Raw genomic sequence first — 15,591 nt, 5'->3', positions numbered from 1 at the left:
TCTTCTGATTTCAGAAGGTATCAATCGTTATTTTAAAGGGAATTAAATTCAATTGGCCTTTTATTTTTTTTAATCTCCGACGTAAGATTCTGGTCTCGCCAGACTGGTCAATAATCCCCTGTATGTTGATAAGTTCTTCTTTAAGAAACGCTACCTTTCCGCGAAGCCTATGATAAGTATTCTTTAAATCTTCAGAAGCTTTGGGTTTGATTCTTTTTAAAATTGTCATACATTCTTCAACAAATTTATAAGCATCTCCGTAGTGCTCGACCTTCTCCATTATAATCGCCAATCTTTTTAAGACATGAGCCTCTGAAAACGGATCATCACATTCCTTGGCAATGTTTAACGCTTCTTTAAGGATGTCGATGCTCTTTGTAAAGCCCCCTTTTTGCCGTATCGCCTCAGCTTTTTCAATTAATAATAATACCAAAATCAATTTTGCACCAACTTTTCGGGCAAGGTCTTCCCCTTTTTTTAAAGTCAGTAGAGACTCGTCTATCTGTTTGAGGTTCCAAAGTTGTATGGAACCAATACGCCTATAAGTATAGGCTATCCCTTTTTCGTCATTGGCTAAAATTTGAATCTCCAATGCTTTCTTATTATAACTCATCGCAACATGATAGCGATCGGGCTGATTGCTTTTCAAAGCAATATACCCCAGTTCATTTTCTATGTACGCTATTCCTTTTGCATCTAAAGGGGTTATAGATTTTTTTTGTTCTTTGCTTTGCTCGAATAACTTTGTCGCCTCGATAAATGCACCGTTTTTAATTCTCGCTTTCGCAAGGCTGATAAGTGCGGCGGACGACAATTTTAGGTCATCGACTTGTTTCAAATGCTGCAAAACAGCCTCTCCCTCAGCTTGATCTGAAGGATTCTCGGATAAAATTAAATAATGTCCCTGATAAAGTTTTAACCATGGTTCAAGTTCCCGATGCTGCGCAAATTCATTTAAATATTTAATCAGAAACTCTTCCCGACCATGTAAAGTCGTAATATCTGCTATGGCTACTAATATCGCTTGTGATTCATTGTATGCTTGCGCCAAATTAAAATAGAAAATCGCATTGAAACCGACATCGATATCCTCTACTTTTCCCAATGATCCAAAGTAAAATATTTTTAACTCGGAATTCCACGTACTGATTTGATCCCGATACCAACTACCGGCCGTGTTATAAGCGATTTTAATACGTTGCTCTTCTTCTGTTTTACTTCTATTTAGTAATTCGAGCGCATATTTTTTCATTAAGGGATGCAATGAATAATTTAATTGCATTTCGTCTTCGATCTCCAGGAGTCCGCGACGAATTAAAGTTAACGCCGTTTTTGAAGGATGCGCTACTACTTTCTCTAATACATTATGCAATAATTGCTTAGGTATTGAATGCAGTCTGAATATGGCCAAAAGTCGAAATGCAAATCTTGCATTTTCATCCTGCAAACTCTCATAACTAATCGAAAATGATTTTCTAACGCTTTCATCAGGATTATCTTCATCGGATAGTAAGTCCAATGCGTCTGGTTTTTCCCATTGAACCCTATATTCTTCGACCGTCCAACTCATGCTGCTGATGACTTCAGCAGCGATGTTGATTGCGATCGGCAGATGACCAAGGTCGGTTACAACAGATTTTAATTGAAATTCGTCTATTGGAAACTTGTACTTTTTATTTTTAAGCCGGCTGGCGAATAATTCAATAGAATAATCAACCGGAAGTGGCTTCAATATCAGTTCAAAACACTCATCAATAATCAGTTTATTTCGGGTTGTAATTAAGAATTTGCTATTTCCGGATGCAGGGATCAAATCTTTTACCTGTTCACTATGGTCGACATTATCCAATATAATCAGCGTGGATTTTTGGCTGATTAGGTCTCTGAAGTAGGTGATCAGTCCCGTATTGATAGAATGATTGTTTACTAAATCCGAGTCCCTTTTTGATATTAAATAGTCTACTTCTTTTTTGTATAAATTACCTAGTGAGGATATAAAACGGATTAAAATTGAGCCGATTTCTTCATCTGCACGACCCCAAAGAATACCATCAGGAAATTTATCTTTCAATGACAAGGCCACCGTCGTCGCTAATGAGGTTTTTCCAATTCCTCCAAGTCCGCTTCTGATGATTACAACAGGGTGTTTATCAAGCGCTTGCTTGATTTCTTGAATATCTTTATCCCTACCCAAAAATAACGCAGGTGGCTTTTTTATTTGAAGTGGGATTTGATCTTTCGAGCTAAAAGATAAATTGCTGTTTTCTTCGGTGAAGGACCTGTCTATAAACGAAGGCACCGAAGGAGTAGCAGTAACATATTCTATTTCATTTTTATTTAAAAGACTAATGAGCAAACTAATAGGCAGAAATCTTCCTTGTCCGTCACGAACGGTGTCTTTTTGATTTACAATACCTATTATTCTGCTATCGCGATCCAGAACAGGGCCACCACTATCGCCTGGATTGATAGCTCCAGTTACGCCGACAACACCATCCTTTTCACTAAATCCAGAGATAGCTTGCGGAAAACATTGCCCAAAAGTATAATTCTTTGAAGACGAATGTCCATAAGAACAAATCACCTGGCCAATTTGAGCTAACTTATGCCAGTTCGTATTAAGAACTCCAATGCTATTCTCTAAATTGATGGAAGGCGGTACTCTGCCCTCTAATAATGCTACATCATTCGCTTCAAATTGATCTAAAATAGTATATATCCAGGGTTTATTTTCAAATTGTGTATATACTTCCAACTGACCAGACGGATCTGCGTTACTTTTTACAACGTGGAAACAAGTTGCTATATGTCCCTTTTTACTTACGATAAATCCGGAGCCGTTAAAAACATCGCCATTTACAGTTTTCCCTGTAATTCTAACAAAATAACGAGGGATGTTTTCATTCATTTGCTATTCGGTTAGCCTTTCCACTCAATATTTATTTTGAAATTAGCCTCTGCAGACGACTTAGTGAGCATAGGGATTCCTAATTCGCCCGCCAGCTTAATGCCAAATTCGATAGTATACTTTTCGGGCTTAGGAATACTTTTAAACGCATCATGCAGAGAATCGCAGCATGCCACGATAATTTCTTTAAGGCCGCTGAATTCTTTACTTATTTTTTCAACATCCACCACATCACTAAAATCACTTTCGGTCTCTTTGAGCGTATGGTGCTTTGACAATAAATCGGCGGATAAATCAATGGTGTCATCAGTTTCTATCAGGAAAGGTTTTCCCTTAATAGTGGTAACAATAACTTTTGTCATATCATTTCTTTGGCGTTTATTCATTCAATCATGATCTGCAATCAATGATCGGAAATTGATAAGATAAATATACAAATTGAATTATTATAATATTCAATGTCTTTAGCTATAAAGTTTATTTAAGAGGTTACGCCGTCATGAGCCGGTAAAAGTGGAAATAACGCCCACCATCGAAAGCGTCGAAGGACCACTAAAAGAGAAGATTTATATTTTTGCCAAAAAGCGGCGCAAGGTTTTTGTTACCGGCGCTGCGCTATAGCCTTCCTTAACGATCACAAAAAGATCCTGCGGCCGTTCTGCCTGGTAAAGCCCCTCATCCAGGTAGCGGGCAATGTAATGATCAATCAGGGCTTGGGGCGAGTTGACCGAAAGAAAAACGGCGGTCTGAAAATTGTACATATTCAGGTATAGCGTGAGTTTAAAGAAGTCCCAGGCAAATCTTGGATAACTCAAATCCTGCTCGGTTTTGACTTCGACGATCAATTCCTGGTTAAGGCGGTTTTGGTCAAACTCGGAGGCATGAATAAAAAAATCCGGAATGGTCGTCAGTTCCCGCCATTTATCCTGATCGCTGCCGGTCAGCTCTTTCAGGCGCTCTACCGTAGCCACCACCAGCGGATCGGCCGTTGCATAACTGGCATACCGCTTGGGGATTTGCAATTGCCTGATCAGGTTTCGCGGATTGTCAATCGCTTTGGTATGCGTCAGTACCGCGTAGCTGCTTTCCAATTTACCAGTGAAATTATTCTCGTAGGTGGTGAAATGATCGTCGAAGATATTTAACTGATCGTCGATCACTTTGACATGGGCGGTGCGGTAATGAACCTCGTCAATAGCGTCCAATGCGCGCAAAAGGTCGTTAATAACACGCCGCAAAGCCCACATCTTAATAGTGAAACAAAACAAACAGGTAAACAAAGATGCCGAGTTTCACCCGGAGCGTTCTGAGCGCTGCCGATACCTGTTTTTTGACCGTTTCCTCGGAAGTGCCTAATTCTTCGGCGATCTCCTTGTGCGTCATATGTCGCTTGCGGCTCATCTCAAACACCTCCCGCGTACGCGGCGGCAAAGCCTCAATTTCCCGCTCAATAATTTCGCGCAATTGATTTTCCCTGACCCGATAATCCGTCGGCACCTCGCTCAGATCCGGCTGCACCTGGTTCAGATATTTCAGCTTCACCTCGCTATGCGAAAAATGATCGAGTATTTTATTACGCACCGCGCTGTACAAATAGCCCGAAAGATTGGTAGAAATGGTCAGCGTTTCCCGCTTCAGCCAAAGCTGGGTAAACACTTCCTGCAACACATCCTGCGCCTCTTCTTTACTTCTGAGTTTGTTAAAGGCGTGGTGATGCAAAATAAACTTATACCGGTCATAGATCTCCGTATACGCAGCCTGGTTACCCGACCTCAACAGATCCAGCAACTCCAAATCAGAAAGCGCATCCAGCACAGCCATAACAAAGGGGAAAGAAAACGAATTTACCGAAATAATCCGTGCAAATCAAAATGTTGGATGTGAACCCAATGTTAAGAAACCAAAATGATGCTCGCCTGCCCGGCGAACTGAAACGTTTGGCTGTAGAATTGGCCAACTTTCAAGATATGGAGTTAAGGCGCTTACTCCAAATGAGCTGCGAGAGTTTGGAATACATCGCGGCTACACTTTGGATTGACTGGTCAGCCGCGGCACATCGATCCAGGACATCAAGGATCGCATTGAGAACGGACAATTCCTTGAGGTCATTTATTTTCAGACTAGTGATGGTCTCGGGAATCGTGGAAATAATCTCACTCATGGTCAAATTCGCGCTGTAAAGACTCCCCTGCTGCTTAATATCGTTGATCAGTCTTGCCCTGAGTTCCGCGGCAGGGAACACCAATAGGCACATTTGAAACAATTCAGATCCCGTACCTAAAACGACATCTGATCGGTCAGAATTAAAAACCGGGTCACCGGCCGCTGCAAACAGAGCATCCCAATCGTTCCTGCTGAGCAGCGCCCTGGCTGTCAGGTAGGTTTGAAGCGAGTCATGAAACAAACGGACTTTCCGCGCCGGGTTGTCAAAACCGGACTGTTGCTCTTCCCCGGGAATCGCGATACCGCATTTAAGCAGGTCGGCCAGCGTTTCCGCGTTGTCGGCGTTAAAAAAGATCTCCCGGTTTCCTCTGGTGTTTTGGTTGGCCCAATAATTATGATAGCCAACATCCACCGTTGACCAGAACAGCTTTTCCTCCTGGGTGCGGTCGGGAAAATTCGACCTGATCCGTTGCCGGATCGACCATTCATAGATGCCATCGATCGAAACAGGGCCGTTTTCCTGCGCAATCAGCGCCAGTCTGATCAGAATGGGCAGAAAGGTCCCGTCCGGAGATTTACACACCGCTTTCAGCTCGGGTCTTAAGCTGAACACCGGCGCCTGTGTTCTTTCCTGATCATAGCGAAGGTACCCTTCTTCGAATTGATTGACCGTGGTATCATCCAGCCGTTTGGGCTCTACGACCATCCAGTTGGCAGCGGCCCGGATCACTTCCTCCATATCGGAGCCGGTTCTGGAACTGATCAAAAGACTGGTCTGGCTTCCGCTGGTATCATTTTGAAATTTCCGAAGCACATCACCTGCCATTTCTGCTCCACCGAACCCATCACATAAAATAATAAAATGGCCTAAAGCCAGGTGCCAGTCCAGCAATTCCTCTGAGGCGAGGAATTCCCCCATACTTTGCGCAATGATTTCCTTGATGGTGGCCCCCTGCCCCTCACAAAAAACAGGGATGTATTTGGACGAGGCGCTCAGGTAATCTGCCAGCATCTGCGAATAAATTTCCCGGAGCAAGGCACTCTTTCCCCTGCCACCGGGTGCTTTGACCAGCATCAGCAAGGGTGCGTTCCCGGTGCGGAATTTTTCAGCGATGAAGGTCACGGGGGAATTCAGTTCTTGCTGACCGTCGGAGGGTCCCTCATACAAGGCCGGGAGCTGGATATAGACCTCATTATTGGCGCTTTGTCTCGCCCGCCGGATCTTCGTTTGGCTTGCGGTTAGGTAATCCGCATAGATCCTCCTGCGGAAATAAGGTAGTAAAAGCAGGTTCTTCAGCAGCCACCCGATGCCGGCCGAACTGGATAGCCGTCTGAAAACGGCGGGCGAAAACATCCCGAGCAGTAAAAACATGACCAGGTCGAAGGCCAAAAGAAATACAAACAAGGATTGGTCCAGGTGTATTTTTTCGGCGATGAAGGGTAAATTAAGCCCCGTACCGCCAAGCAGATAGGGTATTAACGGGTACCATTTTCGCCCTGCAAACGTCTCGGGAAGGTAGAGTAAAGTGACAAATAAGATCGTGATCAAGGCCCAGGCGAATACCGTGACGGTGGCAGGTACCATCCACCAGGGTTGGGTAAATACCGTCTCCGGCCACTGGATCAGCAGGTTGCTGCCGTTCGCATCGCGGTACCGAAACGAAACATCATACGCCGTGTTCAGTTTCAGCCCGTTGTTTACGGGTTGAATACCTACGACGCCAACCGAATCCCGGGTAGTGGTACTCCCGGATGCCGCCAGCTTACCTTTTTTATCCCGCAGGGTAACCTCTATGGATCCCCCGACCTTGTCAAAAGGGAAGTGCAGTTCATAGTTTGCGGTAAACGGCCCTCGGGGAAGCATCGTACGGATTTCTTTGGATATCTTCTTATCCGATTTAAAAACGGCATGCTCAAAGCTAAGAATGGCCCCGTTAAGTCTTTTGGGCTCATTGTAGATAAATAATTGCTGATAAGAATTTTTGGCTTCCGGCCTGCCCGGTATGCTAACAGAAACAGACGGTCCTTCATCTTCCCGCCATAAGGTAATGGCCAGATCTTCCGGGTCGATCCGCAACAGGTCGATAAAAGGGTCCTCCATATCCTGATCGATGTTGGGAATGACCGGTTGCCCGTTGTTAAAAGCCGAGCCATCTCCCGCGACCCGGAAAATTGCTTTTTTTTGCGGCGATGCGCCCCAGACAAAATCCAAACCATCTTCATTAAAGGTCGATTCAAAGCGGATATCCTCCAGTACGGTAAATGCTTTGTTCAGCCGGTCATTGGCGATGAGGACACCTTTGCCGCCGGAGGGAATGATCCAGGCGATATCCCCACGCGCGTTAAACTCGGTCCGGTAGACCTCCTGGTCTTTAAAATACAAATGATCCTTCGTTGTCCGGCCGGCACGGCTGAAGGCGTGGATCCCTTTGGATGTAGAATAGAAAGGGTTCGGTTCCACCCAGGTCCGGCTATTGGAACCGGGAATACGTACCTCATCGACCAGGTCCTTCTTTAAATAAATACTGTCTAATACAAAAGAATTGCTATCTTTCTGAAAGTGGTGGACGCCTTTGAAATCTTTTGAGGCCCATTGTAAAGGCACAGCCCAAATGCTCCCCCTGTCCTCGGGAACCGTCAGTTGCTGAAACCTGACCTCCGATAGTTGTGTCAGTTTCCGGGAGGTAAAGTAATAGGTGGCTATCTTACCGAATTCCAGGCCGCCGCGTTTTGAAAAGCCATTGGATAAATGAATGATCGCCGCCTTCCCCATCAAAGGATATACCTCGATAATTGGATAGGGTAAAACGCTGCTCTCCGATACCGTCAGGGTGCTTTGATCAATATAGGTCAGTTTTGTACCGGCCCATTTCCAGGCGATGATGCCTGTGCCGTCCTGATTCTCCTGAAATTTACTAACATCGTCGGTCAAGAGGGTAACCATTTTTTGAAGCCCCGCATTCAAATTCACCCGGTATAATGCCGTTTTTCCTGAGGGGTTCTCGCAAGTGATAAAAATAACTCCCGCAGTTTTGGAGTTGACGACCGAAACAATGTTGTTGTTGGAAAGTAACAATTGTGGTGCCATTTGGCGATTATACTTGTCCCATACTTTGATACCCTTGGCGGTTCCGGAAATAATATACTTATCGTTAAGCTCGGTAAAGTTGATCATGGCCGAATCCTGACATCCGGGAAGCATCCTTTTTTTGCCGGTAGCGATATCCATTTCCAAAAGTCCTTTGTGGCTCAGATTTACCGCCAAAAAGCGGCTTTCCCCTTTCAGATTGGCAACGCATTTATATTTTCCGGCGTAGATGACCCGGTAACCTGAAACCAGAGCGGTCCTTTGACCGCTCTGATTACCGGTACACCCGGAGATGAGCAAACACAAAAAAGACCAGATCACCGATAGCCGGCTAACCAGAGGCCATTCTCTTCGTTTAAAACGTAGCCCTATTCCTGCTCCGACCATAAACGCTATTGATAAACCAGGTCACCACCAGGATGAAGTGGGTGTTGGCACGGTGCGACATCATTCGTGTGCAGACGGTGGGTACAGGGACCGACGTCGCCGGCCGGGTGGCAAGCAACGATCCCATAGGGCCCCTGACAAGCGTGTGTGCAAGGATATACGTCTCCATTTGGGTGTAAGGCATGCGTACAAGGGTATAGATCACCTGCCGGATGCGCCAGATGAGTACAGGCGACCAGTATTTGCTTGCGGGGAACAGGTTGCGGGGCCGGTACATCATCACCAAGCCCGCCTCCTGAAGTTTTTTTCCCGGGGTTATAGCTTCCGCCATTCACATAGCTTAAACCAGCGCTATAGGCCGCGTCTGCTGATTCGCTTCCGTGCCCATAGCCGGCCAGCATGGCGTTCAACCGCTCCGCCGGCGTGCCATGATGGTCTTCGCTTCCAAATTCATAATCACCTAAAGAGGCCAGGTCGGCTCCAAAAGCCTGTATACTGCTCTGGGGATAGTTATGATTCCCCATAAAATAGCCTGCCAGAAAATCAGCTTGCAACTCTCTCTTTTTTGAATTGGACGTGCTTAGCCCTTTTTTGATTTGTAAAACATGACCATATTCGTGAGCCAAGATACCGGCAATCGCAGCCTCTCCCTTATTCCTATTCCAAAGCCGCTGCTGGAGCATATTCTGTCCAAAGGCGACAATGCCGTCATAATTATTGTCACCGCTCGGTTTGGCGTAGGCGTTCGGCCTGTCCCCGTCATCATAAACATACAGCCGGGCAGAAACATTGAACAAGGATTCGATCTCGTTTTTGGTCACCCGGAATTTGTTATCAAGGGCCGCGTTCCCCGTCGAATTTGCCAAAGCACCTAATGAACCGAAACTGGAAATAAAACACTGCGCTTTTACTTGAAGATGACTACTTAGAAGTAAAAGAATAATTATTATGATATTCTTTTTCATGGGGATAAGGTTTATTCAAATATATGTATTTTGGTGAATTACAAATAGTTTCAAATAAAAATATAATTATTTATTATTTTTAAAACAAGCGATTCACTTTGAAGTAGGTAAAAAAAGCAGTCGGTTTGTGCTGTGAATTTTCTTACGTGCTGATCCCCCCGGTACCCATGGCTCTTGCAGCCCTGAACAAGATGATGTTTAGCGCCAAGATCAGGGCAGGTTAAACTGTGAAATACCGGAATAGGAACTATTGCCATTACTATCCTTGGTCACCACCTGCCAGTAATAGGTTTTTGCAGATTGGACCGGGACATTGCTTAAAGACAAGGTATTGATGCCGCTTTTATAAACTGGCGGCGAACTGGAAGTTCCGAAGTAGATATCATAAGTCAGGCTGGTCGAGCTGCTGCTGTTCTGCCAGGTCAGACTGACGGTGGTGGTCCCGGCAGGGAGTTGCTGGCCGTAGGCCGGCGCGGCCAATTCTGCCGGGAAAGGTGCGCTGGCGGCCGTTCCAGGTCCGGCATTGTAGAATTTCCAGGTATCGCTCTGGGCGGTGGAAGAACTCGAGGCGGATTGGGAAATAACATGCCAGGAATAGGGCGTGCTCCGCGTCAGGGGGACGGTCGCCTGGGTTTGCGGCGCATTGACCAAGGTATCTGTATGGGTCAGCAGGTTGGTGATGACCAGTTGGTAGTTCGACGCATTGGCCGCAGCGTCCCAACTAAAGGTGATACTGCTTCTGGTGTCGGAAATGATTGTTCCGCTGGTGCAGATCGCGTTTTGGACGGGCTGTTCCAATGTAACCTTACCCGGTACAGCGGGTTGCGACGAACCGTCATCCGAATGATGTTTGGAACACCCGGCTAATAACAGCATAAGGCAGCAGGCCGTAATCTTTTTCATTTTTTGATGATCTTGAATATGCGTTCGGTCCCGTCCAAACGGATATGTAAAATATAGATACCGGATTCGAGTTGCTGCAGGTCCAGCCCGATGACGCCGGAGACACCGTTCATATCCTTTTGATAAAGTGATTTTCCATTAGAAAGCCCGTACACCTCAAAATGAACCTGCTTGATCGGATCGTTCCCCAGGTTGATATTCAACACCTTTTCAAAAGGGTCCGGGAACGGAACAATCTTGTCGAGTAAATCGATGACCGTCTGATAAGTGCCCTGGCAAGGTTTATCGGTCGTAACCTCCAGCCTGTTGAGGCCGTTCTGCAGCGGCAACGTGATTTGCTGCCCGGTCGTATCGCGATTTACGCCATTCAACTGGATATGGTAAACCGTCCCGCCAGCCAATTGCAACTGCAAGGTTTGGGTTTGCGGGCTGACCGTCGAATAGACAGCCAAGTCTTTTGGTTCACTAACCGTCAGGTCGTAGCATTGCTGAAAGGTTGGTTGGCCGGTGACCTGAATGCACAGGTGATAGGTCCCTGCGGGCAAATTACCGAGCGTGTCCGCCGCCGTAAAGGATTCCGTACGGTTGATACTATTGCCCGTAAGCGTTGCGGTATAAGCCAAGACCTGCCCAGCATTGATCGCGACGGCCCCGCTGGCAGAGCCCCGGCAGGTCGCGCTGATCGCGGATACCTGGAAATTATTCGCAGGCAGCGTGAATAAGAAATTAAAACCGGCGTAGGACGCCGTCCCTCCGTTATTGCTCAAGACAATGTTCCCTGCTGCTCCGGAACCAATGGTCGCCTGTAATTGCGTGGCTGATGAAATGCTGACCGTCTGAGCAGGTATCCCGCCGAAAGTTACCGACGTACTGCTGTCAAAGTGTGTACCGCTGATCGTGACCACGCTGCCCGTTTGACCATTCATCGGGCTGACGGCCGTAATGGTCGGCGGCGGCAGGCAATTCGGAACAGTTAGCGAACCGCTATTGGAATTGGTCAATCCGGACCCGTTGCCGGCCGCGACATAATAAGTATGGCTCGAACCCGGCGCAGAGGTATTATCGGTATAACTGCGTTGATCGCCAAAAGCGGTATAGATCAGTTGGCCATCACGATAGACATCGTAAGCCACGGCGTTGTTCGAAGTAGTCCAGTTCACGGTCACCTCTCCGGTAGTGCCATCACAGAACGGGGTCAGAGTCATGACGGGCGCGCTCGGAAAATTGGGCGTGCAATCCAGGGCATGTGCAGACTGGATGGGCGAATCCTTCGCCCCAGCGTCATTTTTAGCTTGTACATTGTACAAGTAATCGGTCCCCGGGGTGATCGTATAGTCGATGTATTGGGCGCCGGTTACCGTTGCGTAATACTGATAATTCTTATACACGTCAAAGGCAGTTGCATTTGCATCGGCTCCCCAGTTGAGCAGGACCTTACTGACGCCGCCGGAACAACTGGATTGCACGACGAGAGCCGGCTGCGCGGGCAGGGTAAGTCCGGAGCAATTGGAGGCGGTTGCCGACTGGTAGGCAGAATTCGTGCCGTTACTGCCATTGGTCGCCCGGATGTAATAGGTGTAGACCAAACCCGCGGTCACCACATTGTCCGTATAGGTCGTGCCGGACTTAACAGTCGTATAAAAAGTATTATTGCGGTAGATGTCATAAGCTGTCGCATTGGCGGCCGCGGTCCAGTCCAGTTTGATCTGTCCCTTGCTCCCGTTACAGGAAGCCGCCAGGCTCAGCACCGGCAAGCCCGGCACACCGCTACAGCTAACCGCGGTTTGGCTTTGGGTATTCGAATTCAGCGTACCCGAAGTATTTCTTGCAGTGACATAATAAGCATAGGTATTTCCGGCCGTTACCGTCGTATTGTCAAAACTCGTCCCGCTAATACCGCTGCTGATCAGCAAATTATCCCGGTAGATATCGTAACTGGTCGCGTTAACGGATACCGTCCAGCTTAGGTGTACTTTGCTGGCCGTACCGTTGCAGTCTGCTGAACTGCTGAGCACAAAAGCGCCCGGCAGGACCGAGGAAGCGCAATTGGGCGCGCTGGTACTGGCGGTATTGGATTTCATATCGCCGGCATTGGTTTGCGCAACCACATAATAACTGTACGACTGACCGGCGGTCACATTGGTATTAGTGAACTGTGTACCAGAGATGCCCGACGTATAAAGCGTGTTATTGCGATACACCGCATAGGAAGCCGCATTGGGCACACTATTCCAGTTCAAGCTGACACTGCTGGCCGTGCCGTTGCACTGCGGCACCGCTGTCAGCGTCAGCGCCGCAACCGGTCCACCAGCCGTCACGTTGACAATGACACTGGCGAAATTATTGTCTTCATCTTTTTCCTGCACCACTTTGTTGCCATCTGCCCAGAAAAACAAATAATAGCTGCCTGCAGGTGTCCCCGCCGGTATCTGTACCGTATTGCCATTGATCAGGCTATTGACGTTTGCGCCCAGTGCCGGGAAACTGATCTTTCCCAAATAAGTATCGGCTAAGGTCAAAACCGGATCAGGCGAAAGCCATACCGTGACGTCATTCGCTCCTGCCGCCGCATTGCCGCTATTATCCTCAGAGCAACTCACTGCCATATTTGCACCCACAGTTACCGTCACCGGCGTTGCTGACTGCGTTCCCGCAGTGATCGTCAGATCCGCTAAAGGAGCAGTAGAGCGTTGGCCCATAAATGTCTGCAAGGCAGACTCCGAACCATCAAACTCGTCCCGGTCAAATCCTTTTTTAAATCCGGTCAGCATCGCCGGCTTCGGATCACCTTGAAATTGTTTGAATAACCAAGGTCTGGCAAAGTCTCCTTTCTGATCAGCGATCCACATAGGATAAGCCTTTCCTGTGGACTTGTCTAAAAGGTCATCTGCATTTAAATAATCGCTGAGAAAAGTTTTGTACGTGTACACCATCGGTACGACATGAGTCGGACTTTCGCTTTCCACCGTCGACAGCCAGGTCAGCACCCAGTTGGTCAATGCCGTCTTACTCAGGGAACCGGAGACCTCTATGTCTAAAGCCGGAGGCAGATAGTTTCCGTTGAGATACTGGCCCGCGGTAGTCAGAAAGAACCGGGCTTCCGCTGCGGCGTCAGCGTCCTTATCGGGACTGGCGTAATGAAATACTCCGACAATCAAATTCGCACCAGCGGCGTTTATTGCATTATCCGGAAAAGTTTTGTTTTTAATACCTGTTCCTTGCGTGGCCTTTACTATAGCAAAAGATAAGCCCCATTGACTTTTAATCGTTTTCCACTGATCGACCGTAAAGGCGGTAACCGGCTTGTCCGGGTCTGAATTATTGTCCGATACATCTACTCCCTGTGCAAAACCCGGCGTTTGCCCCTGTCCTGCTATAGGCGCAAACAGCAGCAAAATAAATAACAAGCCCAAAATGCTAAACTTGCCAGTGATCAGGTTTTTTCTTGCCACAAGGATGAGGTTAATCAAATATATATAACTTATTGTAAAACAATGATATTTATAATATTATTTTATCATTGATTAAATATTAAACATATTCGGTATCCGTCAGAAAGAAATTTATTCCGTTCGACTACCCCCGCAAGAAGTTTCGGAAAAACTGAAAAGCGCCCAATTTGCCATATCGGTGCGGCAATAGTTCAAAAAACCAATTCATTGCTCATATTTCGCTTTCACCTGCACCATATCCTTCATCACCTTCGTATCCGTCACCCGCGCATACAGCTGCGTCGTCGCCAGTTTCTTATGGCCCAGCATCTGTCCAACGGTTTCAATCGGTACGCCGTTGGTCAGCGTCACGGTCGTGGCGAAGGTGTGGCGGGCGCAATGATAAGTTAAATGCTTGTTGATATGCGCCTTTTCGGCGATCTGTTTGAGGTAGGCGTTGGCCTTTTGATTGCTGATACGGGGCATGAGCCGGCCTTCGGGAGTGCGGGGGTGATCTTTGTAGGTGTCGAGCAGTTTTTGGGCGGGTGCTAATAATGGTACGCGCACCCGGTTATTGTTTTTGCTGCGGTGGGTTTGCAGCCAGGGTTCGCCGTCCTCGCCGGTGACCAGATCATTCGCCTCCAGTTTGATCGTATCGGTAAAAGCTAAACCAGTATAACAGCTAAATAAAAATAAGTCGCGTACCATACCAAGCTTGTTATCCAGTTTTTTGGTAGCGAGGCGTTGCAATTCATCAGAACTCAAAAAGGTCCGGTGCACTTCCGTGCTCTTCATCCGGTGCGCGATAAACGGGTCGCGCTGCAACCAGCCGAAATCCATCGCGATCTTCACCACCGTCCTCAGCTTTTTAATGATTTGTATCGCCGTATTATTTTGTACACCGTGACCAGTCTTTAAATAAAACTCGTAATCTTTAATGAAAGCATGATCTAATTCATTTAAAGCGATGTCATCCTTCTGAAACTTTAGTTTCAGGAACTTTTTAAACGCCTTCTGCCCTGCCTTATATTTCTGCAGCGTCGCTCCGGAGTAATCTTTACCAATCAAACCACTGATATAATCCATATGGTATTGCCAGGCCTCCGACACCATACGTGCCGGCTCCAAAGGCTCCCCCTGCATCAACTTCCGCACATGCCTCGGCCCAAACACCTTCCCATACAACTCCTGCCGCGCCGCATGTGCCCTTAACTGCAGCGTATCCAGCCAATGATTGATACTCCGCGCCTCCTCCCTATTTCCCTTCACCCTTTGCCCCTCCCATTCGCTCAACTTACACTTCCGCTGCGTCGAAAAATCCAGCCGCTCCCCACACACCGTCAATCGCGCATAAATCCAGCGCCAATCCCGGCTCTCATTCTTCGCCGGCTTCAAAAAATACCGCAAACTAAACGTCAGCGTCTTTACTTCGACTTCACCCTCGGGCTTTTTTTTTGACCCCCAGCCAACATCTTTTCAATATCATCCCGCCGATAAAAATACGTCCCCCCAACCTTACTAAACGCCAAACTCCCATTCACCCTCAAATTCTGCAACGTCCCATTCGACACCCCCAACAACTTTCTTACCTCCACATTCTTCAACCACCCGAACTGCTCCCCGTTTACTGGCTTACCCAGCAACGCAAAAAGTTCCTGTTTAAACATTTCGAGATCTTTTCTGGTGATAATATCGTCAGGTGTCATGCCGCCAACTTATATATATTATTTTTATAAACTTCACCAC

10 protein-coding genes are annotated in these 15,591 nt (G+C 47.1%); all 10 read right to left on the bottom strand.

From position 1 onward, the window contains the following. Nucleotides 1–10: 10 nt before the first annotated feature. Nucleotides 11–2,908, bottom strand: coding sequence for a trypsin-like peptidase domain-containing protein (locus ACFGVR_RS15095; protein ID WP_448698147.1), 2,898 nt, complete (start codon nucleotides 2,906–2,908; stop codon nucleotides 11–13). A gap of 11 nt (nucleotides 2,909–2,919) precedes the next feature. Then, nucleotides 2,920–3,270, bottom strand: coding sequence for a CU044_2847 family protein (locus ACFGVR_RS15090; protein ID WP_448698146.1), 351 nt, complete (start codon nucleotides 3,268–3,270; stop codon nucleotides 2,920–2,922). 204 nt (nucleotides 3,271–3,474) lie between these two features. Next, nucleotides 3,475–4,122, bottom strand: coding sequence for a hypothetical protein (locus ACFGVR_RS15085; RefSeq protein WP_448698145.1), 648 nt, complete (start codon nucleotides 4,120–4,122; stop codon nucleotides 3,475–3,477). A gap of 34 nt (nucleotides 4,123–4,156) precedes the next feature. Further along, the gene (locus tag ACFGVR_RS15080; RefSeq protein ID WP_448698144.1) at nucleotides 4,157–4,729 is read right to left on the bottom strand and encodes an RNA polymerase sigma-70 factor; all 573 of its coding nucleotides are present in this window, start codon (nucleotides 4,727–4,729) and stop codon (nucleotides 4,157–4,159) included. Between the two features lie 139 nt (nucleotides 4,730–4,868). After that, nucleotides 4,869–8,546 carry a hypothetical protein gene (locus ACFGVR_RS15075; RefSeq protein ID WP_448698143.1) on the bottom strand — a complete coding sequence of 1,226 codons (3,678 nt, stop codon included), beginning with the start codon at nucleotides 8,544–8,546 and terminating at the stop codon, nucleotides 4,869–4,871. A 5-nt stretch (nucleotides 8,547–8,551) separates the two neighbouring features. After that, nucleotides 8,552–9,511, bottom strand: a complete 960-nt coding sequence (locus ACFGVR_RS15070) for a hypothetical protein (RefSeq protein ID WP_448698142.1) — start codon at nucleotides 9,509–9,511, stop codon at nucleotides 8,552–8,554. A 210-nt stretch (nucleotides 9,512–9,721) separates the two neighbouring features. Further along, entirely contained in the window at nucleotides 9,722–10,414 is a 693-nt protein-coding gene (locus ACFGVR_RS15065; protein WP_448698141.1) for a hypothetical protein, read from the bottom strand. Continuing rightward, the gene (locus ACFGVR_RS15060; protein ID WP_448698140.1) at nucleotides 10,411–13,866 is read right to left on the bottom strand and encodes a GH25 family lysozyme; all 3,456 of its coding nucleotides are present in this window, start codon (nucleotides 13,864–13,866) and stop codon (nucleotides 10,411–10,413) included. The genes ACFGVR_RS15065 and ACFGVR_RS15060 overlap by 4 nt, the downstream gene beginning before the upstream one ends. Before the next feature lie 204 nt (nucleotides 13,867–14,070). After that, complete coding sequence (locus ACFGVR_RS15055) at nucleotides 14,071–15,240, bottom strand: site-specific integrase (protein WP_448698139.1); 1,170 nt, start codon at nucleotides 15,238–15,240, stop codon at nucleotides 14,071–14,073. Nucleotides 15,241–15,269: 29 nt separating this feature from the next. Beyond that, nucleotides 15,270–15,551 (bottom strand): helix-turn-helix domain-containing protein, encoded by a 282-nt coding sequence (locus ACFGVR_RS15050; RefSeq protein ID WP_448698138.1) that lies wholly within the window; start codon nucleotides 15,549–15,551, stop codon nucleotides 15,270–15,272. Nucleotides 15,552–15,591 lie beyond the last annotated feature (40 nt).

The organism is Mucilaginibacter aureus (assembly GCF_053514885.1).
The sequence above is the reverse complement of the archived record's forward strand: the minus strand, read 5'-3'. Positions and strand labels throughout refer to the sequence as shown.